Annotated in this window: 22 protein-coding genes; 16 read left to right on the top strand and 6 right to left on the bottom strand. The window is 41.3% G+C overall.

Annotated elements, in window-relative coordinates; genetic code table 11:
• Positions 1 to 256: 256 nt before the first annotated feature.
• The 8 genes from ssb to V7138_RS22665 all read left to right on the top strand — a co-directional run bounded on the left by ssb (position 257) and on the right by V7138_RS22665 (position 5,577).
• Entirely contained in the window at positions 257 to 598 is a 342-nt protein-coding gene (ssb, locus tag V7138_RS22700) for a single-stranded DNA-binding protein (protein WP_335401941.1), read from the top strand.
• Between the two features lie 34 nt (positions 599 to 632).
• On the top strand, positions 633 to 809 hold the full coding sequence (locus V7138_RS22695) for a hypothetical protein (RefSeq protein ID WP_335401939.1): 177 nt from the start codon (positions 633 to 635) through the stop codon (positions 807 to 809).
• A 385-nt stretch (positions 810 to 1,194) separates the two neighbouring features.
• Positions 1,195 to 1,560, top strand: coding sequence for a GntR family transcriptional regulator (locus tag V7138_RS22690; protein ID WP_335401937.1), 366 nt, complete (start codon positions 1,195 to 1,197; stop codon positions 1,558 to 1,560).
• Between the two features lie 12 nt (positions 1,561 to 1,572).
• Positions 1,573 to 2,262, top strand: coding sequence for an ABC transporter ATP-binding protein (locus tag V7138_RS22685; protein WP_335401935.1), 690 nt, complete (start codon positions 1,573 to 1,575; stop codon positions 2,260 to 2,262).
• A complete protein-coding gene (locus V7138_RS22680; RefSeq protein WP_335401933.1) occupies positions 2,259 to 3,089 on the top strand; it encodes a hypothetical protein in 831 nt (276 codons plus the stop codon). Before V7138_RS22685 ends, V7138_RS22680 begins: the two co-directional genes overlap by 4 nt.
• A gap of 15 nt (positions 3,090 to 3,104) precedes the next feature.
• The gene (locus V7138_RS22675; protein WP_335401931.1) at positions 3,105 to 4,286 is read left to right on the top strand and encodes a hypothetical protein; all 1,182 of its coding nucleotides are present in this window, start codon (positions 3,105 to 3,107) and stop codon (positions 4,284 to 4,286) included.
• Between the two features lie 55 nt (positions 4,287 to 4,341).
• A complete protein-coding gene (locus V7138_RS22670) occupies positions 4,342 to 4,854 on the top strand; it encodes an RNA polymerase sigma factor (RefSeq protein ID WP_335401929.1) in 513 nt (170 codons plus the stop codon).
• Positions 4,855 to 4,944: 90 nt separating this feature from the next.
• Positions 4,945 to 5,577: a hypothetical protein gene (locus tag V7138_RS22665; protein WP_335401927.1), complete on the top strand. Its 633-nt coding sequence runs from the start codon at positions 4,945 to 4,947 to the stop codon at positions 5,575 to 5,577.
• An 891-nt stretch (positions 5,578 to 6,468) separates the two neighbouring features.
• Here the strand turns inward: V7138_RS22665 and V7138_RS22660 are convergent.
• Positions 6,469 to 9,204 carry a DEAD/DEAH box helicase gene (locus V7138_RS22660; RefSeq protein WP_335401925.1) on the bottom strand — a complete coding sequence of 912 codons (2,736 nt, stop codon included), beginning with the start codon at positions 9,202 to 9,204 and terminating at the stop codon, positions 6,469 to 6,471.
• Between the two features lie 12 nt (positions 9,205 to 9,216).
• Positions 9,217 to 10,815 carry an SWIM zinc finger family protein gene (locus V7138_RS22655; protein WP_335401922.1) on the bottom strand — a complete coding sequence of 533 codons (1,599 nt, stop codon included), beginning with the start codon at positions 10,813 to 10,815 and terminating at the stop codon, positions 9,217 to 9,219.
• Between the two features lie 613 nt (positions 10,816 to 11,428).
• On the opposite strand from V7138_RS22655, the gene V7138_RS22650 reads away from it, so the two are divergent.
• From V7138_RS22650 to V7138_RS22635, 4 genes are all read left to right on the top strand, one after another.
• Positions 11,429 to 11,590 (top strand): hypothetical protein, encoded by a 162-nt coding sequence (locus V7138_RS22650; RefSeq protein ID WP_335401919.1) that lies wholly within the window; start codon positions 11,429 to 11,431, stop codon positions 11,588 to 11,590.
• A 306-nt stretch (positions 11,591 to 11,896) separates the two neighbouring features.
• Positions 11,897 to 13,753, top strand: coding sequence for a GAF domain-containing sensor histidine kinase (locus V7138_RS22645; protein ID WP_335401917.1), 1,857 nt, complete (start codon positions 11,897 to 11,899; stop codon positions 13,751 to 13,753).
• Positions 13,728 to 14,360 carry a response regulator transcription factor gene (locus V7138_RS22640; RefSeq protein ID WP_335401915.1) on the top strand — a complete coding sequence of 211 codons (633 nt, stop codon included), beginning with the start codon at positions 13,728 to 13,730 and terminating at the stop codon, positions 14,358 to 14,360. Before V7138_RS22645 ends, V7138_RS22640 begins: the two co-directional genes overlap by 26 nt.
• Before the next feature lie 328 nt (positions 14,361 to 14,688).
• A complete protein-coding gene (locus V7138_RS22635) occupies positions 14,689 to 17,160 on the top strand; it encodes a S8 family serine peptidase (protein WP_335401913.1) in 2,472 nt (823 codons plus the stop codon).
• A 106-nt stretch (positions 17,161 to 17,266) separates the two neighbouring features.
• Here V7138_RS22635 and V7138_RS22630 read toward each other — a convergent pair whose 3' ends face one another.
• Together V7138_RS22630 and V7138_RS22625 are read right to left on the bottom strand one after the other, a co-directional pair.
• Positions 17,267 to 17,728: a hypothetical protein gene (locus tag V7138_RS22630; protein ID WP_335401910.1), complete on the bottom strand. Its 462-nt coding sequence runs from the start codon at positions 17,726 to 17,728 to the stop codon at positions 17,267 to 17,269.
• A 127-nt stretch (positions 17,729 to 17,855) separates the two neighbouring features.
• Positions 17,856 to 18,011: a hypothetical protein gene (locus V7138_RS22625; protein WP_335401907.1), complete on the bottom strand. Its 156-nt coding sequence runs from the start codon at positions 18,009 to 18,011 to the stop codon at positions 17,856 to 17,858.
• A gap of 457 nt (positions 18,012 to 18,468) precedes the next feature.
• On the opposite strand from V7138_RS22625, the gene V7138_RS22620 reads away from it, so the two are divergent.
• Positions 18,469 to 19,005 carry a glycerol-3-phosphate responsive antiterminator gene (locus V7138_RS22620; protein WP_335401904.1) on the top strand — a complete coding sequence of 179 codons (537 nt, stop codon included), beginning with the start codon at positions 18,469 to 18,471 and terminating at the stop codon, positions 19,003 to 19,005.
• Positions 19,006 to 19,318: 313 nt separating this feature from the next.
• Here the strand turns inward: V7138_RS22620 and V7138_RS22615 are convergent, their stop codons facing one another.
• Positions 19,319 to 21,142: a putative bifunctional diguanylate cyclase/phosphodiesterase gene (locus V7138_RS22615; RefSeq protein WP_335401901.1), complete on the bottom strand. Its 1,824-nt coding sequence runs from the start codon at positions 21,140 to 21,142 to the stop codon at positions 19,319 to 19,321.
• Positions 21,143 to 21,401: 259 nt separating this feature from the next.
• On the opposite strand from V7138_RS22615, the gene V7138_RS22610 reads away from it, so the two are divergent.
• From V7138_RS22610 to V7138_RS22600, 3 genes are all read left to right on the top strand, one after another.
• Positions 21,402 to 21,632 (top strand): DUF1659 domain-containing protein, encoded by a 231-nt coding sequence (locus tag V7138_RS22610; protein WP_335401898.1) that lies wholly within the window; start codon positions 21,402 to 21,404, stop codon positions 21,630 to 21,632.
• Between the two features lie 36 nt (positions 21,633 to 21,668).
• Positions 21,669 to 21,884, top strand: coding sequence for a DUF2922 domain-containing protein (locus V7138_RS22605; protein ID WP_335401897.1), 216 nt, complete (start codon positions 21,669 to 21,671; stop codon positions 21,882 to 21,884).
• 66 nt (positions 21,885 to 21,950) lie between these two features.
• The gene (locus V7138_RS22600; RefSeq protein ID WP_335401895.1) at positions 21,951 to 22,121 is read left to right on the top strand and encodes a YvrJ family protein; all 171 of its coding nucleotides are present in this window, start codon (positions 21,951 to 21,953) and stop codon (positions 22,119 to 22,121) included.
• Between the two features lie 36 nt (positions 22,122 to 22,157).
• Here the strand turns inward: V7138_RS22600 and V7138_RS22595 are convergent, their stop codons facing one another.
• Positions 22,158 to 22,541: a VOC family protein gene (locus V7138_RS22595; RefSeq protein ID WP_335401892.1), complete on the bottom strand. Its 384-nt coding sequence runs from the start codon at positions 22,539 to 22,541 to the stop codon at positions 22,158 to 22,160.
• Positions 22,542 to 22,543: the final 2 nt, after the last annotated feature.

Here is a 22,543-nt window from a genome sequence, read left to right as displayed (position 1 = left end):
TTAAATTATAGCATATTACCTTCCTTATTTTATGGAAGAGATGTGGAAATAATCAGAAGTTCATAAGTGAAAAAAATTTGTAGAATCTTAGAAAATCGTAGGTTTACCGATACTTGGTATAAGAAAAATAAATAATGAGCAGTGAATTTCCACTTTTCTAGGAGAAATTCCTTTGATAATTTATTTTTCCTAATTTTACCTATGTCGAAACGTGAAGTATGATAGCCTTGTTAGATTTAACAAGGAGGAAAAATACATGATTAATCAAGTGATTTTGGTTGGAAGACTGACCCGGGATCCGGATTTGCGGTACACCCAGGAAGGAAAAGCGATTGCCCATGTAACGCTTGCAGTTAGTCGAAATTTTAGGAACGCAGGTGGTGAAATTGACACCGATTTTGTTAATTGCACACTTTGGCGAAAGACAGCTGAGAATACGGCTAACTATTGTAAAAAGGGATCAATTCTAGGTGTAACAGGGCGAATTCAAACACGTAATTATCAAAACAATGATGGTAAAAGGGTATATGTGACTGAAGTGTTAGCAGACTCTGTGAAATTCTTAGGTGGAAAGCCAAGGGAGCTCGTTGAAAATTAAGGGTCTAGATGTTTAGATTTGGGAGGTTATGAAATTGAATAATGATGAAATCAAGTCTATAAATGAAAAGCTAAATAAGCTTGCAATGGGAATTGCGTTACATCTGGAAACATTACAAGGGCAAATCGGTGAGCGGATGGATCAGATTGACACAACCTATAATGAACGAATTTTACAAATCAATCGCCTTTTAGACGGGAAGCAGGTATGAGTATGAAATCTGTAAAAATGAGATTTAGAATATAAAAAACCACTATCCATATACCTCGCAACAAGAAGCCTCAGTTGCCTTTTCAAAAATGGTTCCTCAAGAGATAGATGGATGCTCCGGAAATTCCTCAAATTCTTTGCCAATCATGGTCACAACATGGTTGGCTTTTTCTCATTTATAATATAGAACATTTGTTCCTAATTGTCAATTGTATTTTTTCTTGTTGACAGGAGTGGTGTATTAATCATATAATACACAGTGTATTAACCAATTGATACACGATGTATTTTTTTATAGTAACTGTATGGTCCATTTAATACAGTTTTTTTATAAATAGTGTATGAACCCCTTAATACAGGGAGATGAAAATTTAGGAGTTGGGTCTATGGATATCAAGTTTAACAATCGAGATCCTGTATACGTACAAGTTATTCAGTATTTTAAGGAGCAAATTGCGAAAGGCTTTTTCGAACCAGGGCAAGAGATTCTTTCAAGAAGAGAATTAGCGAATCGGTTGAAGATTAATCCGAATACGGCGCAGCGTGCGTATAAAGAAATGGAGGAACAAGGGTTGATTTTTACAGAAGGAAATTTACCAAGTCGTATCACAAAGGATGAAGAGGTGTTGAGAATGGTTCGCGAGGAATTGATTATGGATGCAGTTTCTACTTTTATTCAATCTGTTCGGTCAATCAATGTACCTTTACAGGACGTCTTAACTTTAGTTGAAAAAGAGTACGAAAAGGAATAGGAGGGGCTTTTTGTGATTGAAGTAAAAAATGTAACGAAGAAGTTTGGCAGGAAGACCGTATTAAAGGGCGTTAATTTTACTGCTGAAAAAGGGCAAATCACGGCTTTAATTGGGATTAACGGTGTTGGGAAAACAACGGTCATGAAGGCGATTATGGCGTTAACCCCAATTAATAGTGGAGAAATTCTCATAAATGGTGAAAAAGTTCATAAAGGAAGCTATGAAAAAATCACGTTTATTCCAGACACAATCACGATGCTGCCACAAATGAAAATCAAAGAAGCCTTCACATTTATGGCCGATTTCTATGACAGCTGGAATCCAAAACGCGCGAATGAGCTCCTTGAGTTTTTTAGACTAAAAGAAACCGACAGAATCTCGGAGTTATCGAAGGGAAATACGGCAAAAGTGAACCTGATCCTTGGACTGGCGTTGGATGTCGACTATGTCCTCATGGATGAGCCGTTTTCAGGGATTGATATTTTTAGCCGGGAACAAATTGCCGAAGTGTTCACCAGTCATTTAATTGAAGACCGTGGCGTGATTATCACAACTCATGAAATTAATGATATTGAGCATTTAATTGATAAAGTCGTTTTGCTAGATGATGGTGTTGTGTTAAAAGAATTCGATACCGAAGAAGTTAGAGAAAATGAAGGGAAATCGGTAATCGATGTGATGAGAGAGGTGTACAAGGGATGAAACGTTATTTAAAACTAGTAAATTTCGAGTTTTCTCGTTTTTTTAAGCTTTATCTTGTCTTGGTTGGAATTACGGTATTTTTCCAGGGAATAGGCATTATTTTTACGTCGAAAAGATATCTAGGTAGAGCGGAAAAAGCAATGGTCGAGGACATGATTTCAAAGAGTGACTATATTTCACAATATGGGAAAATAACCATGATTGATTTTGTTCAGACCCTTTGGTTTATGGGGCCGATTATGCTGGGTGGTGCCACATTACTGATTTATGTATTCTTTATTTGGTATCGTGATTGGCTCGGGAAAAACACATTCAGTTATCGTCTGCTTGTGTTGCCAACAGCTCGATTGAATGTGTATCTAGCAAAGGCTACTACGATTTTGCTGTTTGTTTTAGGTCTTATTGCGGTGCAATTAGTATTGATACCCGTTGAAAGTCGAGTGTTCCAGTGGATGGTTCCAGGGGAATTTCGTGCTGATTTTACAGTGGGTGAAATTATGAACGTCAATTATTTACAAATGTTATATCCTAAGTCATTTATGGATTTTATCCTCTACTATGGTACAGGAATAGCAGGAGTTTGCGTGGTATTTAACGCGATTTTGTTAGAACGTTCTTACCGGTTAAAAGGGATTTTCTTAGGGATTCTTTATTGTGCCATCACGTTTCTTTTCCTTTTGGCACCACTCCTAGTAGATGAATATATGTTAGGGAACTATTTTTATCCAAATGAACTGTTTTATTTGGTGGTTGGGGCAGGATTAGTGGCTTGGGCTGCGGCCATCTGGATTGGCAATTATCTTTTAAATAAGAAAATAAGGGTTTGATGGGAGGTCACATACATGAAACGATATTGGAAAATCCTCACGCTCTGTCTCGTTACGGTCATCGTGCTTGGAACCTTTTATATACAATCTAGTGTAGCTTCAGAAAATTTAAAAATTGAATTTGAAAAAGTGAGTGGCGATGAGAGTCTAGTAGAGAATCTAGTACTAAATGCTAATTATGTTGTAGGAGACATTCATCAATACCTGCTGATTACGAATGAGGAAACTGAAAATATAATGAATCGATCTCTTGTTCAACAATTGACCGGTCTTTATGCGGAAACTTCTACACTTGAATTGGTTGAGAAATACAAGTCATTTATGAGAGGGAAAACTCTAGTACCATCCTATTTTTATGAGGATGAACATGTACTCGTTTATGTCAGTATTGAAGGCAGAGGTATGAATATTGCTTATGAGAATGCCTATTTTGATATTGACATTTTAGATAAGAAATCAGAAGAGTCAACCCCAATGAAAATTAATGTACCTACAAATGGAAAATACAATTGGATTGATATTGTGGATATTCAGATAGTAGACAGGAATTTGAAGGTGATCGCAAGAGGTTCTGGTATGGAGGGTGGAGAAGACTTAATTGTTTACACGATTGACTTAAGTAGTAAGAACATAACAAATGAAGAAGTCATTTTCTCCATTCCAAGAGTTGAAAATGGCTGGTATGGCTTTAACGTTTTCAATGAATATTATTCGAATGGACCAGAAAAGTACCTGTTATTTAAAGCTGAGGCATATTCACATGAGCAAGAAGGACCGAGGGCCATAGTTAATGATTTCATGATATACGACATTGAAAAAAACAAGATGATTAAAAGCGAACTACCTGATGACTTTGAAGGTGACATTACACATTCATCCGTATTCAATTCCGTTGCGTATGTACCTGTTCAATCTCAACATGAAGTAGAGGTCATTCAATTTGATATTGAAGCCCAGGAGTGGAGCAAGAAACAAACATTTGCAATCAATCAATCGAAGGATGCGGAGCATGTACCTTATGTAAAACTACAAGATGGAAAATTCTATATCGTTAGTTCTACGGATGATGGACACATGCTTCTAATCGGAGACATAAATACAGGGGAAACCTTATACGAAGGCAAATTAAAGGTGAAGAATCAAAAAACGAATCATAACGATTACCAATTATATGTTAACGAAATAAATGTTGAATAGTAATGTGGGACAAAGGGACAGGTTCCTTGTTCCAAAATAATATAGGGTGAGAAAAATGCTGGAACAACAAATCGAACAAATTATAAGTGAATACGAACCAGAATTACGATACGCGGCCTTTCGGTACGTGCGAAATTGGGTCGTGGTTGATGATATCATGCAGGAGGTCTTTTTAAAGATTTTTTTGAAAATCCATTTGTTTAGGGATCCTTCTAAAATGAAAGCCTGGTTGTACAGTATTACCCGAAACCAATGCATTGATTACCTTCGCAGCAAGGTTGTGAAAGCAACGGTCTTAATGGACGATATTGAAGCACTGCGATATACGACTACTGAATCTGTCGAAAAAGAAATCGTAGAGAAATTTGATCGTGATACACTTTACGAACATATTGAGTCTTTGCCGAAGGATTACAAACAAACCTTATCCCTGTATTATTTTCATGATTACTCGTATAACGAAATTAGTAAACTATTGCGTAAGGATATCTCGTTTGTGAAAAATAAGCTGTTTAGAGGTCGACGATTGTTGAAGGAAGTATATGAGAATAACGAGTTAATCGTATAAATGAGGGGCCAATCATGGGAATGACATGATTGGTCCTTTTTTATAGGAGTTTGGTAGGGTATAATGATTCAAAAATAACTATTGGTGGGAATGAGTAGGATGAGAGTTGCCGTTTTGTTTGGGATAGCGTTATTGTTAGGAGTTTTGTTAGGGTTATTGGAACTAGGCCAACCGACAAGTATGATCATAAGCATGATTGTGATCGTAGTTCTTGGTACTTACCTATTTATTTATCCGATATACTGGGAGAAAAATATAAGAAAGATAGAATCCTATCTTGAGAAACGCAGAAAAAATCCGGTGTTTAAACTCTATTATGGGATGGGGAACCGGATTGATCAGGATGTGAAGGAAGCGACGGAGGCATTGCTTCAAAAATATAAAGACCCCACAAGACAGGCATTGTTCAAGACCTTGCATGCCTTATACGAGGATGATATTTTGCGAGTAAAAAAGGATGTAGAGGACATCCGTCCCCCGCAGTATAAAGCCTATTATCAGGCAATTATTGCTGTGGAGGAAGGCGAATTGGAGCAAGCGGCCGAGCTTAGAAAACAGGTGAAGTCGGAGTGGATGAAGCATGCATTGGCTGCCGGGATTGCTAAGAAAGCGGGTAATCACGAGGAGTATGTGACTGAAGTCCAAAAAGCCTATGAAAAGTCGCGTGGAATGCAAAGGTATGTGATATATAAGCAATTTGAGGAGGATATGAAGGTGGTTTGATTGGGGAATGCCTCTTCAATTGGGTATTTGCGTGTGAATGTGAGTGTTATGCGTCGGTTCGGGGATATTTGCGTGTGAATACGGGGATATGCGTCAGTTCGGTGATATTTGCGTCAGGATGCGAGGATATGCGTCGGTTCAGGGATATTTGCGTGTGGATGTGAGTGTTATGCGTCGGTTGGCGGATATTTGCGTGTGAATGCGGGATATGCGTCAATTCGCAGCTATTTGCGTCTAAAAGACTTTCTACACAAAATTAGGTTGGTGACAACAGTCACCAACCTTCACTCATTTCTTTAGTTTTTCCTCGACTAGGTGGTAGAACTTTTGCCAAGGTTCGGTTTTGTCTTTGTGCTTTTCACTTGGCACAAATTTTTTCGTCCTTTTCCTTGGTTTGGTTGTCTTTTCTGCCAAATGAATCAGCTCCTTTGGTTAGCGGTATATCATGATATGGTTTACGGAGGATTGATATACAAATTAGGCCGTTAGCGGTATATCAAGCCTCAGATTTCTATTTCTGATATACCGATTAGACTGTTTTCGGTATATCAAGCTTCAGATTTATGTTTCTGATATACCGATTATGCCGTTTGCGGTATACCAAGCCCTAGATTTCCACTTGTGATATATCGATTAAGGTGTTAGCGGTATATCAAGCCTCAGATTTCCGTTTTTGATATATTGATTAAGCTGTTTGTGGTATATCAAGTCTGAGATTTCTACTTTTGATATACCGATTAGACTGTTTTCGGTATACCAACCTGCAAAATCCCCACATCCATATACCGCAACCCCGATATCTAGATCAAGCCTTAAAATCACACAATAGTATGGGGAAACCTGTCCCTCTGTCCCAAACGCTACCGTACTCCAGACAGCCTCCCGCGTCCGTTAAAACACTCCAAGTAACTCCTTCAGTTCGTTGGTCGAGAGTTCGGTAATCCAGTTTTCGCTGGTGATGATTTCGTCGTTTAGTGACTGCTTCTTTTCCAGCATTTCGTCGATTTTTTCTTCGAGTGTGCCGGTGGCGATGAGCTTGTGCACGTGGACGAAGCGCTTTTGGCCGATGCGGTATGCGCGGTCGGTAGCTTGGTTTTCGACGGCTGGGTTCCACCAGCGGTCATAATGGATGACGTGGTTTGCTTCCGTTAAGTTCAATCCGGTTCCGCCTGCCTTTAGGGACAGGATTAAGATATTGAACTCACGGTTTTGGAAGCCGTCGATCATCTTGTCACGCTGTACTTTTGGGACACTTCCGTTCAAGAACTGTACGGGCTCGTTGAAGCGTTTTTGAAGCACATCCTGAATCATTTCGCCCATTTGAATATATTGGGTGAAAATCAAACAGCTCTCGTTCTGGTCGCGAAGGTGATCCACCAATTCAAGCAGCTTCTCCATTTTCACGGAGCGTTCATCCACATTCTTAGGATTTTGTTCCTTCAAATAGAGCGCAGGATGGTCACACACCTGCTTCAACTGGCCGAGCATTTTTAAAATCAGCCCTTTACGCTGCATGCCTGCAAGCTGTTCGACCTGCTCCAGGGTATCTTTCACAAGCTGCTCATAAATCGAAGCCTGCTCAACTGTTAATGGACAATATTCCTTCTGCTCGAGCTTGTCAGGTAGATTTAATGCAACGGCCTCATCATTTTTCGTGCGTCTTAGTAAAAATGGTTTAATTAAGCGCTGCAGCTGAGCAATTGTTTCCTCATCATGATCCTTTTCAATTGGAGATACGAAGCGCTTTTGGAAGCCCCCAAGGCTGCCTAAATAGCCACGGTTAATAAAATCAAAAATCGACCAAAGCTCTGTTAAGCGGTTTTCCATTGGCGTTCCAGTCAAAGCAATATTATGGTCGCTTTTGAGTTTGCGAATCGCGCGTGACTGCTTCGTTTGCGCATTCTTAATGTTTTGCGCCTCATCCAAGCAAATCGTACCCCAGTCAAAAGCAGAAATTTCTTCTTCATCCAAATGAGACAACCCATAAGAGGTAAGGACGATGTCCACTTGATTGACTCTTTCAGCAAACTCTTCACCCTTCAAGCGGTTAGGGCCATAATGAAGGTGGACGCGTAAGTCCGGTCCGAATTTCTCAAGCTCCTTTTGCCAGTTTCCGAGAACAGATGTAGGGCAAATAATGAGCGCTGGTTTTGAGCCGCTTTCTTTGACCGCTAAAAAATAGGCAATCATTTGTATCGTTTTTCCAAGACCCATGTCATCAGCGAGACAGGCACCAAATCCAAACTTCCTTAAAAATAAAAGCCAGTCGACACCTTGTTGCTGGTAAGGACGGAGCTCCCCCTTGAACGTGTCAGGAATAACAGCCTGTGGAATCTCCTTGATATCGGTTAGCTGCGTAATCATATGTGACAGATGGCGGTTCAGTTCAATTTGGACGCCTGCAAAGGCGTTTGCCGCTTCCTGTTCCTCACGTTCAGCTTTTTCCGAAAGGGAAAGCAACTCTTGCTCCAGTACATCTCGAACATGGAGTCCTTCTTTGTTTGCGCGCTCTAGGATTGACTGTACCTGTTTGATAAAAGCCGGGTCAAGCTTGATCCATTTGCCGCGGATATTGATTAAGCGTCTTTGCTCGTTTACAAGTGACATGAATTCTTCCTCAGAAAGCTCAACACCATTGGTTGAAAAGCGCCAGTCAAAATTAATGATCGATTGTAAGCCAACGAAAGATTGACGGCCACCACCAGCCGACGTTTTAACCTTTGCCTTGATTGCAAGCTGAGCGTCTTTGATGGCCTGCCACCACGCTGGTAACAGGATGCCAACTCCTGCTTCAATAAGCTGCGTGCTTGCTTCCGTTAAAAAGTCCCACGCCTGGCGTTCGGTTAACTCGTGAACAATCCCGTCTCCATCACGAAGCCAGGGAACGAGCTTACACCACATGGCTTGCTCACTTTCAACTTTATCCGCAAACTCTGTCCATTCCAGGGGCAGAGCGGTATACAAGGTATGAGGTTTTTCTTTCTTGCGAAGCACTGTGTGGAGCGTCCAGACTCCGTTATCCACCTCGGGTTCTTCGATTTGCAGGAGGCATTCAAAGGGTGTGTGATCTTCCTTCCAACCAATTCGTTCGAGCCAATTATTTTCATCCACGACCGACCCAGCGCCGGCGGTACTTTTTACAAGAGGGAAGGTTTCAGCGATCTCTTCCCAGGCATCAGATAACGTCGAATCAGACCGAATCCAATCGGTGATGGCTTCAGAAAACCACTCCAAGGCAAAGCCAGTTAGCTCGGTGCCAATTGGTTTCCAGCCAAAGCGTTCAGAGCTATTCCAATGGTCAAAGTCAGGCATAAATTCGCCGTTCTCGATAAGTGGGAGTAAGCTGCTAGCAATCTTATGGTACTGGTCAACATCCTCACTCAGCTCGATTTGGATATGTGAGTTGACGGGCAATTCAGCGAAAAAGGTGAACGCCTGCCAGGGTGAAAGAAGGACAGCATGATCAGTCTCTTCAAGAAAGGTCCCGTAAAAGCTGGCTTCATGCCAGGCGAGGAGATTATGTTTCCACTTATTCACTTCAAGTTCGTGGCCGTCTTCTGTTGTGCACCATATAGAGCAGCCATTGTCCCACTTGGCATTGATTAAAAATGTTTCTCCAATGTACATCGTCTCACCCCTTTACTCTGAGATCATAGAAGCCCGAAGTAGCTCTTGCTGGAAGGCACGTAAACGTTTATTCACAGTGGCAAGCTTTGTAATATAGTCGTCCCAACGGTCTTCTTGTTTTAGCTTTTTATAATGAGTCCGGATCTTGCGTAAATATTTGACGGCTTTTTTATAGCTTGGTCGGTTTTTCCCGGCAATTGCTTTTGCGACGGCTTGGTGGTAAAGAGGAAGCAATGCCGAACGATCAAGGGTTTCGATTTCTTTTATTATATAGCGATCCAGGTCATCGATTTCATGGCCGACCATGATTTGCAGCTCGACCCATTTCCGGTATTGTTCGGTGTCGAGTAAAAAGTCATTGTATTCAACATAGCTGTATGGAAGCAGTAATTTCAGCGCTTGAATATAAACCGCTGAATCGTGCTCATCAGCATATGTCGAGATATTTTGTAAAAACAGCCTTGTCATATGGCGGCGCCCTTCATAGCTTTGAATCCCAAATATATAGTCCTGGACTCCTTCTAATGCAAGGTCAATCCATGAGCGAGCGCGATCCCAATTTTTTGCTTCAGATAAATAGGAAATCCACCAAAAGCTATAGGCAACAGCCGGGTGCCCAAGCGTTTTCACGGCTTCAATCGCAGTTGCGTCATCATTCTGTAAAAAACGAATATGGGCATAGGCAATCAGCTCGACTGGATGTTCGGTGTCCAATGCACTTTCTTCGGTTTCAAGCCATTTTTTTCGATTGAAAAAGGTCGCCCAAAGCAAACGGTACATTTGCATGCGCTCATATTGAAACATGGACTCGGTAAGTAGCGACTCGCGGACAAGTTCGAGGCTTTCTTCAAGCAGCCCGTCAAGTGAAAATGGGAGAGACACCCTCCGCATTTCTAGCGAGTTATCGAGTACAACATCTGTGAAGTTATGAAAATAAGGCTTGATATAGGTATCTACTTGGTAATTCCGAACTTCCAATTGCTCGAGCAGCTCAAGCGTTTTTCGAATACAAAAAAGAGCCGCATGGATGAGATACAAGCGTTTCAGTTCCTCAGACCGTGGCGCTTTCTTTTTGATGGTTTGAAAAAGGGAATGATACAGGGTCGCAAACGTATACACATTTTTCTCGCGTTGACCTGATTCAAACCGCTTATATTCACTGTTGAAAAGAGTTAGCCAGCTCTCAAGTGAATTTTCCTTGTATTCGACACGTTGTAAGACACTGCCTTTTGTTACGGGAATGGAGGCTAACATAGGCTTCGGTTTGTTTCTAGCCTTCCATTGTTCAAGCAAGGACCCGACGCGGTCGACGCTTGCGTAGACGGAGAAAAACAACGCCATCCGGTGCCGGCAAAAGGAAGGGTCGGGGCAAGTACAGCTAGACATTTCTAAGAAATCAAGGTCTAGTGTGACATCAACAGGGGTGACATCCTGCACGCGGCCAGCTACTGTTTGTCCGGTGAATTGTACATTATAAACACTACCTTGACGGTAAAGGTTTAGTCCTTTTTTGATTAAATTGCGGTCTTCTTCATTTTCGAATGTAATCATCCCACGAAGCTTTTCGGAAAAATGCATGACCGCATCCTTTGGAATATCGTTTTGAAGCAAAGTGGTCTCACTCCCCACATGCAATATTTAAAGTTCAAAAAGGAGGATAAAAAGGACCACGCCGGCTAAAAACGCCACGTCCTTATGTCTAGCCGGCACTAGCACATCCTGTGCGTCGAAAGTTCGAGGCGGCGCAGCTCCCGCGTACCGGAGCGTATGCGATTAATACGTGAGGAACGGAAAAGCAAGCCAACGAACTTCCATAGGATGTGGTGACTTCGACGTTCGACACAGGACGTGTCGGCAGTTAGTCGAAGTTCCTAATTGTAATGGGTCATTTTTACCGGACTTTTTGAACATCCTCTAAATTCATATCTTTTTATTATACCGCAAAAAAGGATTAAATGGGATTTCGGCAACTAGTGAGAGTGGATGTTTAACTTAATTTTGGAAAATTTTTAAAGGAGACAGTCGCAAAAAACAAGTCTCTAGCGTACATGTATAGTAATTACTTGGCGGAGTTGGTTTCTCCATCCAACCTCCCCAAGAATCATTTTCTCCCAAAGTGCCGTGATGGTACTTATAGAATTCTCTTAGCTTGGTGGAGGTTTCTCCATCCTTCACCAAGCCATTTTTTTATGAAAGGCACATTTCAACTAGGAGTGAACTTAAATTGAAACATTCATCTTCAAACAAGGAGATTTCGATTGATGAAAATAGGGTAAGACGAGCGTTAATTCGTGCCTATATGAAGGGAGAAAGAAATTCAGAAATTGATATGAAGCAATTTATTCAAGACTTAGCAAATGATATAAAAGGATCCCCTACAACATAATCCCCTCTAGACGTGGGACAAGGGACATGTCCCCTTGTCCCTGTACTACTTTTGTCGTATAAAATTAATTAATTTGGGTCATAGAAATGTTTGTGTTTTTTTGGCATAATTATCACCACAAACATTTCGCGGTGTTTGTGGTTACCCAGCATTGGTCAGTGGTTTTCAAGCCATTAGACTAGTCTGGGTTCTTTATGCGTAAAAAATGATTTCGGTTTCATAGATTCGGTTGTGATTTTTTTACGATACATATATGATGAACCTAATACGTTTAATTAACTGAAAGTTATGATAAGGGGGAGAGATGTGAAGCTTCCAAAGGTGTCCTCTCAAAGACGTGAGAATTATGCGAAAATCTATATGATTATCATTGCAGTACTGGGCGGTGCTGCTGTGGTGAATGCGCTTTTTCATCTTGAACCAATAGATAATATCACTATTCTAATATTACTCACCGTATTTTTAGCAATAATAGAGTATTACCCAATTCCACTTTTGCGAGGGTCAACGACAGTCACATTCCCGTTCATCTTTGTGATGTATGAGCTTTTTGGAATTTCGTATCCAATCATCATTTATGCGGGGATTGCTTTAGTGATTAATATCCTCCACCAACGTCCGTTAAGGCTGATCCTGTTTAACCCGGCACAGCTGGCTGGCAGTGTATTTTTAGCGGAATACATTTTATCACATACAAATGTGGTTCAAGTTCTTTCGTCAAGTAGTAGTTTTCTAGCAGGATTAAGTACATATATTCTTTTTCTTATCCTCTTTTTTATTATAAATAATCTGATTGTCGATATTGTGTTGCTGATTCGCCCACAGCCCTATACGTTTTATTTATTTAAAACGAAAACACTGACAGAATTAAGTAATGTCGGAATTTCCTTTCTTTATGGGGCGATGATGTTTTATCTTGGAGGTCGTAGGGTTGACGAATTCTCGTTGTTCTTCTTCTTCTCACCATTGGTAGCAATTTCGTTATTGTATTCGGTGATTTCAACCTTAAGAAATGAAAAGAAGCGGCTCAATGCGCTGTTTGCAATCACAACCGGGGTTAATAAGAAAATCCATTCAACTGAATGGATTGATACTTTTAAAAATACATTCTCGGAAATTGTCGATGTACAGGCAATTATGCTATGGGTGAAAGAAAATGACGTTTGGAAGATTTTGCATTCCGACGGACGTGTAACCCCGAAAGATGAGCTAACAGGGGAAGCACTAGCCCGTTTTGATGGTAAAAAACAACCGATTGTTTATCAGGATAGAGTGAAAAAGCTTGGCCCCATTGACGAGTTTTTTAAAAAGGATATGAAGGCTTTTGTGTACTCCCCGATGGTTGTTGAGGATGAAACGATTGGAATGCTTGTTGTTGCAAAAAGTCGATCACGCAGCTTTGGGGATGATGAGATCCATTCCATCGCGACCCTTGCGAATCAGCTTGGTATTGCTGTGAAGACAAGGCTTTTGATTGAGGAAAAGGAAAAGCGAATTGTCCTTGAGGAACGGAACCGAATTGCGAGAGGCATCCATGATGGGGTTGCTCAAACCTTGGCTGGTGCGGTCATGAAGCTGGAGACGGCAGAGCGAAAATTCGATCGAAATCCGGAGGAAACGAGAAAACTGATCCGCGAGAGTATGGATAAGTTAAGACTTAGTTTGCGGGAAGTGCGTGAGTCGATTTACGAGCTGCGGCCCTATCCTACTGAGCGAGTAGGATTGTCTGAAGCAATCAGGAAACGAATTGAAATGGTAAAGAGCGAGTATCATATTGAATTTTCGTTTGATAAAAGAGGCAAAGAGGTTCCACTCAGCTCAATGGTCGAAAAAGAATTATTTGATATTTTTCAAGAGAGCCTGCAAAACACGATTAAGCATGCTCAGGCTACAAAAATAGAAGTTCTGCTAAGCTATCAGAAGGAGCATATTATTTTAAAAATAAAGGACAATGGGGTAGGCTTTTCGTTGTTCCAGGCAATGGTCAAGGCACAAAACAACCCTCATTTTGGAATTTTGAATATGAATGACGCAGCAGAAAAAATCAATGCGACGCTTCAGATTGATACAAAAGAAGGACATGGTACTGATATTACATTAACTGTTCCAAAGATGGGACTTGAAGGAGGTAGTACTGTTGATCAAGCTTATGTTAGTGGATGATCATGCTGTGTTACGTGACGGACTGAGGAATATTTTAGAGCTAGAGGACGATATTCGTGTTGTTGGTGAGGCGGTTTCAGGGGATGATGCGCTTGACAAGGTGCCAACGTGTGAACCTGATGTGATATTAATGGACATCAATATGCCCCAGAAAAATGGTGTGGAAACGACAGGTATTTTGAAGAAAAAATACCCTTCGATTAAAGTATTGGTGCTAACAATGCACAACCATGATGAATACTTCATGGCCGCAATTCGCGAGGGGGCCGACGGGTATTTGCTAAAGGATGCTCCATCTGAACAGGTGGTTGACGCGATTCGCACCGTTGCTCGCGGTGAGTCTGTGATTCATCCATCCATGACGAAAAAGCTTCTTAACTTCCATCAACAACAGGAGCAACCGAAGGACAACGCCCTAACGGAGCGGGAAACGGAAGTTCTTCAATGCCTAGTGGAGGGGCTTAGCAACAAAGAAATCGCCGAGCGTCTCTTTATCAGTGACAAAACAGTAAAAATTCACGTCAGCAAAATCTTCAAAAAATTCGACGTCAAAAGCCGTTCCCAAGTTGTCATCTACGCGGTGCAAAACAAATTAGTGCCGATGTAGGTGGGTAGGCGTGCCGGGAGCTCTGTGGGGCGAAGGGACAGGTTCGTTGTCCCAGCAGTCTGGGCTTTTGAGGTCCTTCTCCTCCGGCCATTTGCGCTTATTGAATAGTAAGGTCATCAACTGCTTTCCGTTTGTGGAGGCAGTTTTTTTGTACTCAATTGTGGTACTTTTGTCTACTTCGATATACAACTTTAAGAATCTATAAATTACAACTTTTGCCTAATAGGAATATGGTTATCCACTAGTGATAATAAGTAATAGGGGACATTTAACTAGGAAGAATCACACAGGTAAGTTCCTATTAAAATGAAGAAGGAGGTAGATGAGAATGAAGAAGGTTTTGTACCTGGTAATTGCATTATCTTTATTTTTACCAACTCTTTTTACAGGGAGTAAGCCAGTAGAGGCTGTGGAAAGTCAGTCTGCGATCATTGACCCATTACTAGAAAAGGAATGGGACAAGGTTGGTTCCTTGCAAGCAATTGTTACTTTTAAGGGGGATGGGGCACCTAGGGAGCATCAATTAAATCTATTAAAACAACTAGGAATTGAGACAGGTCTGAGTTTACAGTCATTACCAATGGCTGGGGTGATTGCGACTAAGAGTCAAATACAGAAACTCGCACAAAATGATGAAGTTCAATCAATCTATTTAAATAGAAAACTAAAATATTTTAACGCAGATTCAACCGAAATCACTGGTGTTGATAAGGTTCGAACTGATAATGTCATGCAAAAAGCGAACGGAGGGCTCCCTGTATCAGGTAAGGGGGTTGGAATCGTTGTAAATGATAGTGGTGTTGATGGAACACATAAAGACCATGAATTCGGGAAAAATCTTGTGCAAAATGTACTAGGGTCAACGAATCTTTCTGCTCTAGCGCCAGGTTTGCTACCTGTATCCTACGTAGAAAATGTAGTGAATACGGACACGAACTCAGGACATGGTACACATGTTGCGGGAACCGTTGGCGGCACTGGGGCTATGTCCGGTGGAAAATATGAGGGTGTTGCACCGGGAGCAGATTTAATCGGATATGGTTCAGGAGCTGCATTATTTATTTTAGATTCAATTGGTGGCTTCGATTATGCGATTACTCATCAACAGGAATACAATATTCGGGTTATTACAAATTCCTGGGGCTCGTCAGGTGAATTTGATCCATATGACCCAGTCAATATCGCGAGTAAGAAAGCGTATGACCGTGGAATTACAGTTCTTTTTGCAGCGGGAAATGAGGGGCCAGGTGAGAATACGCACAATCCATATGCGAAAGCGCCTTGGGTGATTTCAGTTGCAGCTGGTGTGAAGGATGGAACATTAGCTGACTTTTCTTCAAGAGGCACAAAGGGTGTAGGCGGAACATTTACAATGGATGGGAAGGAATGGACATGGGAGGACCGACCAACGGTTACAGCACCTGGGGTTGATATTGTGTCAACAAGAGCTGTATCACCAGTAGCGGCACTTGCAGTAGACCAGGATGTCGAATTACTTGAACCGGCACATGTTCCTTATTACACACATATGAATGGAACGTCGATGGCAACTCCTCATGTTGCTGGAATTGTGGGACTTTTACTTGAAGCGAATCCATCGCTTTCTCCAGATGAAATTAAGCAAGTTCTTCAAGAGACAGCGACAAATATGCCAGGCTATGAACCATGGGAGGTTGGTGCAGGCTATGTAAATGCATATGCAGCAGTTGATCAGGCTTTTCATGGAAAAAAATATGGCGAGACTGTGAATCTATATCAAGAGTTTAATAGTAGCGTAGTTAGTGAAACGGACCGCAAAGACTTTGAAGTAACATACGATCCTACTACTCTATTATCTATAAATCAATATGAGTTTACGGTTGACGAAGGAGTAGCAAATCTTGTCGCACAAATAAATGCATATGGCTTGTTGTCCCAAACAGGAAACCCATTGAATCTTGTTTTAATAGGACCAGACGGGACAGAGTATAGTTCAGGTGTCAGTTTATTATTTCCTCTCTATACAGACCGAACTGTATCAGTAGGATCGCCAATTGCAGGTAAATGGAAGGTAGAAATCAGAGGACTAAGGGGAGCAACGGAGAACCCAATCGGAATCGGTTTACCAGAAACCGTGAAGGGTACTTTAGCTTTTTCAAAGGTTAGCGGGTATACAGGTTTAAGTGATATTAAGGGCCATGCCGCAGCAGGCGCCATCCAGTTTGGGGTTAACGAAAGATTATTTGATGGCTATTCGAATGGTACATTTAAGCCAGATGCCGAACTAACAAGAAAGGATTTAGCAAAGTACTTAGTGATGGGTGGAGAGATTCGCCAAGCTTTACCACCATCAGCTTCCTTTAGTGATGTTGCAGCAGCCGATACACCGTTTGTCGAAGCTGTAGTTGCAAAGGGTGCGGCATTCCGTGATGGCAAGCAGGTACAAAAAGGAGTAATGCTTCCCAAAACAAATGGAAAATTTGCACCTAAAGATTCTGTAACACGTTCGGAATTAGCATACTCACTTGTGCAAACGCTTGGTTTACAAGCTAAGGCAGAAGAGCTAGGAACAGGTGACATTACTGTTCAATACAAGGACGAACGTGTGAAAATTGAGGATGCTGGTCATATTCCAGCAGAACTAAGAGGCTATGTACAGCTTGCGTTAGACCTCAATATTCTCAATGCCAAGTTCTCCGTATCACAAGGTCCATTTGATCTAAAACCAAAGGTTACAGCAACCTTCAGTCCCACTGAAAAAGTAACCCGCGGCGAATTTGCAGTTGCCATGACGCGATTCTATAGCGCATATTTGCAATAACCATGGTACAAATCAAAAGATAGTTTTGTTAGCTAAAATAAAACCCAAGAATGCTGTTTTATCATCATTTTTGGGTTTTAAGTTTGGGTAAAAGTCATCCGTCACACTATTGATACGACCACAAAATCGTCCAGTCCCCGGATTCTTTGACGACGAAGACATCCTGGTGGATGGTGAAGGTGCCGTATATGCTTTTGTAGGTTTGGGTGATGGGCACTTTGTAGACGTCGTGGAAGATGGTCGTGTTCTTCGTCATTTGCCAGGATTTAAGTTTTTCCGGGTCTTCCACCGTGTATTTGAATGTATCTGTTCCGAAATGGCCGACAAACACGTGGTTCCGCTGCTGGATGTAGTCGACCTTTTCAAACCGTTCCTGCATTAGGGGATGGAACAATTCCCAAGAGCTTCCGAAATCAGCGTCCTGCTCGTATTTATAAAAGGAGTGGACAAGCTCCTTTGCTTCCTCCTCCGGCGATGAGCGAAATAGTGAAACTATAAGAATGATGATAAGTATCGCTCCAACTGGTACCAAAATCAGTTGAATGGGCAATCTGCGTCGTAGTCTCATATGTAAACAAAAGCCCCCTTAAGCTTGTTTACTATTATGGATATGCCTTCGGAAAGTTGTCCTAGTACAAGATATTTGGTTTGGAACGAATGCTTTTCCCTTTGTCCCCAAAAAAATAGGCCAGGGCCTATGCCCTAGCGCTAAATTTACTGAATCGAGTTAGAAATGGACGACGTGGTCCTTTACCGAGCCTTACAAAATAAAGTCGATCTTCAAGTCTTTTATAAAAACGAATTCCCATGAGGCTTAATGGTGTCCAGATTTCCTTAAATGTATAATACACGTTTAGCACTCCTCCCCCAATCGAAAACAAAATTTCTATACTATTTTTTGAATTTTTGGAATCTATGTGAGAATAGGATAGCATGTCCAAATAGATAAAAATGGGGAAACGTGTAGAAAATAATTATTTTTTTTCAGCCAATTTTAGACAAAAAACGCTAAAAAAGGCCTGTTTTAGGAAAGTCGCCTCGTAAAAGTCCCAATAATCGCTATAAATATACATCGATTTTCCCAATATACATTTTCCTATTACATTGGTACTATATAATTATAGTAAAATACTAGATTAGTAGTATTACTTTTGTTAGTTAATGTAGAGAATAGGGGTTTTCTACATTTGACTATATATTTTTACCTGTAGACTTTTTTCTCTTTTGCCCTGCTCTTGTGTGAGCAGGGTCTTTTTATGCTTGTAACGAAAAAGTGTATACTACTTATAAGAGATGGAGGGGAATCAGGTGGATCAGCAAATTTTGCCTGCGTCGACGACGATGAAGGAATTCGAATATTTTTTAAAAAGTAAATATGAAATTGGGATTTATACAGAAATCCATATTGCCCAGTTGAAAAATATTAAGAGAATCGCCGAGCAGCACGGGAAAAAAATGATCTATCATGTGGATATGGTACATGGGATCAAAAATGATGAGTATGCGACGGAATTTATTTGTCAGGAGTTTCAGCCATATGGGTTAATTTCGACGAAATCAAGTGTGATTCAAAAGGCGAAGCAAAAGGGAGTTTTTGCGATTCAGCGGATGTTTTTGATCGACACACATGCACTTGAAAAAAGCTATAAGTTGATTGAAAAAAATAAACCGGATTACATTGAGGTACTGCCAGGAGCGATGCCGTGGATGATTAAAGAAGTGAAGAGCAGGCTAAATATTCCAGTGCTAGCAGGTGGGCTGATTCGGACAAAAGAGGATGTGCAAAACGCACTCAAGGCGGGTGCAACGGCCATTACGACGTCAAAAAGGGAGCTTTGGGTATGAAGTGAACCAGTATAGGCTCCTTTTTTGATACAATTTAGCAGAATTTGTTGGTGAGTTTTTCTGTAAGCGTTGTCATTATTCCGTTATAATATAGGCAGGAACTATATAAGGAGGCGAAGTGATGGAAGAGAATACGAATCAATTAGCGGTTGGCATGGTGTGGGGAACGACATTGAGTATACCACTTTGGATTGCGTTTTTTGGTTGGTTGAAGCTTCTATCACAGCTCCTTTTTTAATCGGAAACTGGACGTGTGCTATTGTCAGAGGACAGCCGTGTGGCCATCGTGACCAAGGCCCCCTGCGGCCCTTGGTCACTTCAGCCATTTTTCTTCGAATTCGGCCTTAGGGAGGGGCTTACTGAAATAGTAGCCTTGGCCGTAGGTGCAGCCTTCTTTGAGGAGGAAGGCGAGTTGTGCTTCAGTTTCGATGCCTTCGGCGATGACTTGGACGTTTAAGTTATTAGCCATTTGGATGATCATTTGAATGAGCATTTTGGAATCAGTATTAAAATTTTGGATGAAAGAACGGTCAATTTTTAAAAAGTCGATGGGCAGCTGATGAAGAACGCTTAACGAGCTATAGCCGGTGCCAAAGTCATCGAGGCTAATGCTGATCCCGAGCTTCTTCAATTCGCGAACCGAATCAATTGATTTTTCAATATTCATTAAAGCACTTTCGGTAATTTCAATGTCTAAGTGGTGTAGGCAAGCAGCGCCTCCTTGATTCACCTTCTGGATAAAATGATACAAGCCTTGTTTTTCAAAATGCTTCGCTGAAATATTTACCGCCACTTTTCCAAACGTATAACCTGCCTCTGTCCACGACCGTATCAATCCTAAAACTTCTGTTATAACCCACTCACCAACATCGACAATCAGCCCGGTTTCCTCAAGCACATGTATAAAAACGTCCGGACCCAGCACCCCTTTTTCAGGGTGATTCCAACGCAATAAAGCTTCAGTGCCGCGAAGTTTACCTGTACAAATATCTAATTGTGGTTGAAAATAGACATCAAATTCCCGTCTCTCAAGAGCTTTCTTTAAATCCTGTTCGAGCTTAAAGCGATCCTCGACCTTTTTTAAGAGTGTTTCATTGTAAAAGACAAGGTCACTCCCGCCATTTTCCTTGGATGCATACATCGCAAGATCCGCCTTCTGGAGCAATTCCTCAATGGTCTCTGCATCAAATGGGAACCGCGCAATTCCAATGCTTGCGAAAACATTAAAAGTGAATTCTTGATAGGTAATCGGCAGCCGGATTTCGTCAGCAATCCCAAGTGCAATTTTTTCAAGTGCCTCGTACCGTGCCTCCGGAAGGGTAACCGCAAATTCATCCCCTCCGATATGATAGGCAACACCCTGATCGTCTTTTTCTTTAAGCCGATTAGCTATTTCAGTTAAAACCGCATCCCCAGCTAAATGTCCATAACGGTCATTTGTCTTTTTAAATTCATTCAAATCGAGGTAAACAAGGCTGAAAGGGATTCGGTTCACCATTTTTTCTTGAACATCCTCACTAAGCTTCCGTTTATTCGGCAGATTGGTGAGGGGGGTGTGGTAAGCCATGAAGTGAATCTTTTCCATATTCTTTTTTTCTTCCGTGATATCCTTGATGATCCCGTAAATTCCTTGAATTTTATCGTCTACCGTAATCGGGATATTTCGAATGAAGACATCATGTAAGTCACCAGCTGCATTATAGATTTGAACCTCATATTCGACAATTTCACCTGCTAAGACTTTTTGGAAACGTTGTTGTATGACCTCTTGCTCATGCTCAGGTAAAAAATGAATAAAATGCAAACCGATAATCTCCTTTTTTTTCATCGCGGCCAGTTTTTCAGCACTTCGGTTAATATCGATGATGACACCGGTCGGATCGATCATGACAATCGCGCCTGGGTTTAACTCATAGAGTGGGCGAAAATAGAGTTCTTGCTCTTTTAATTTTCGATGTTCCGCTAGTAGCTTTCGCTGGTACCGATTGCCGAGAAAGGTGATGAACAAACATAAGAAGACACTCAATAAAAGAAACGGGAAAATGAAACGACCCGTAAAAAAACCATCATCAGAAGGGATGACTAGACTTAAACCTCTAATTGAAAGGAATGGAAGATTGAAAAAGATTGAGATCATACGTACACCTCGGCCATTTGCATCTGTACGGATAGTATGAGCCAAATTAGTGAAATTATTGGAACCTCAGATATTTTTTTCTTTTTTACGTATAAGAACGCTCAATTCAGGAAAGGATGTATAATGTATTCCCCCCCTTTGTATATATTTTTTTGTGGACCTCCTTTATGGAGGTATTTTTTTTTGCCATTTTTTCAAAATCAATGCTCCTTTTTACCCCTTACCTCTCTATAACATAGGTGTAAAGGAGGTGAGGGACATGGCAGCAATGCAAGATATTCAACGTACACAGTTACGCTTTGTGTTTGAAAATGGGACTGATGAAAAAGGAAGAATGATCTTAAAAAACAAAAACTACAACAATATCAACCCATTTACAACAGCTGATGATTTATATTCAGTAGCCGTTGCAATTAAAAAACTTCAAAGTTTACAGCTTGTAAGCTTAGAGCGTAATAACAGCTACTCGTTAGCTGGTGACGGACAGTAAGCTTCAAACCAATTTTAAAGAAAGGGGGAGTAAACAGTGGCAAAAACACTAGAAATGCAATTTATTAATGAAGATGGGAAAACGGCAATAGTCTCCATTGAAAATCCAATAGAACCCGTTGATACAGCAGCGCTTTCTGCTGCAATGGATCTCATTGTATCAACCGATGCATTTATTACAGCGGGTGGTTCGATTGTCGAGAAAAAAGGCGCCCGTATTGTTGAACGCAATGTTCAAACTGTAGAATTATAAGTCGAATAGGGCCAGCTCTCGTTTTAGGGAGTTGGCTCTACTTATTTCAAGAGAGGAGGAGTTTCGGTGGAGCAACTGCTGCCTTTTATTCAAGAGGTGGGTTTCCCTGTGGTCGTGACATTCTATCTTTTGCATCGGATCGAAACGAAGCTTGATAGTGTCATAGACTCGATTCAAATGCTGCCACAAAGCATGAAGGCCGACCCACCATATGAAACGAAGAAAAGTATATCGTAAAATGAGGGCACCTGACGTGAATGCGTCGGGTGCTTTTTATGGTGCTACCAGCTCTACCTTAATCCGGTCAGGATCCTCGAAATAGACCGCATAATAGTCCTCTCCTCCTGCATACGGTGTTTTATCGGCATACAGAATGGAAATTCCTTTTTCCTTCAGCTTTTCAGTGACCTCATCTACATGCTCTCTTGACTGTGCATGAAACGCCAAATGGTTCAGCCCAACCCGACAACGATGATATGGTACATCCATAAACCGCTCCTCTACCTGCACAAACACAAGATATGTCTCACCATATTTCCAGCTAACTCCCAAATCCCACTCTTGGTATTTCGTATAGCCCAATTCCATTAAAAACCAACCCCAAAAGGCGTTCGATTTTTCTAAATTGGACACATATATTTCGACGTGATGCAGCATGG

Origin of the sequence: Bacillus sp. JJ1533 (assembly GCF_036965045.1) — a bacterium.
In the GTDB taxonomy this organism is placed as follows: domain Bacteria; phylum Bacillota; class Bacilli; order Bacillales; family Bacillaceae_L; genus Ferdinandcohnia.
The sequence above is the reverse complement of the archived record's forward strand: the minus strand, read 5'-3'. Positions and strand labels throughout refer to the sequence as shown.

Coding starts and splice junctions, on each gene's coding strand:
- ssb (WP_335401941.1), top strand. CDS start 257: ATGATTAATCAAGTGATTTTGGTTGGAAGACTGACCCGGGATCCGGAT.
- V7138_RS22690 (WP_335401937.1), top strand. CDS start 1,195: ATGGATATCAAGTTTAACAATCGAGATCCTGTATACGTACAAGTTATT.
- V7138_RS22680 (WP_335401933.1), top strand. CDS start 2,259: ATGAAACGTTATTTAAAACTAGTAAATTTCGAGTTTTCTCGTTTTTTT.
- V7138_RS22675 (WP_335401931.1), top strand. CDS start 3,105: ATGAAACGATATTGGAAAATCCTCACGCTCTGTCTCGTTACGGTCATC.
- V7138_RS22670 (WP_335401929.1), top strand. CDS start 4,342: ATGCTGGAACAACAAATCGAACAAATTATAAGTGAATACGAACCAGAA.
- V7138_RS22665 (WP_335401927.1), top strand. CDS start 4,945: ATGAGTAGGATGAGAGTTGCCGTTTTGTTTGGGATAGCGTTATTGTTA.
- V7138_RS22660 (WP_335401925.1), bottom strand. CDS start 9,204: ATGTACATTGGAGAAACATTTTTAATCAATGCCAAGTGGGACAATGGC.
- V7138_RS22635 (WP_335401913.1), top strand. CDS start 14,689: ATGAAGAAGGTTTTGTACCTGGTAATTGCATTATCTTTATTTTTACCA.
- V7138_RS22630 (WP_335401910.1), bottom strand. CDS start 17,728: ATGAGACTACGACGCAGATTGCCCATTCAACTGATTTTGGTACCAGTT.
- V7138_RS22615 (WP_335401901.1), bottom strand. CDS start 21,142: ATGATCTCAATCTTTTTCAATCTTCCATTCCTTTCAATTAGAGGTTTA.
- V7138_RS22610 (WP_335401898.1), top strand. CDS start 21,402: ATGGCAGCAATGCAAGATATTCAACGTACACAGTTACGCTTTGTGTTT.
- V7138_RS22595 (WP_335401892.1), bottom strand. CDS start 22,541: ATGCTGCATCACGTCGAAATATATGTGTCCAATTTAGAAAAATCGAAC.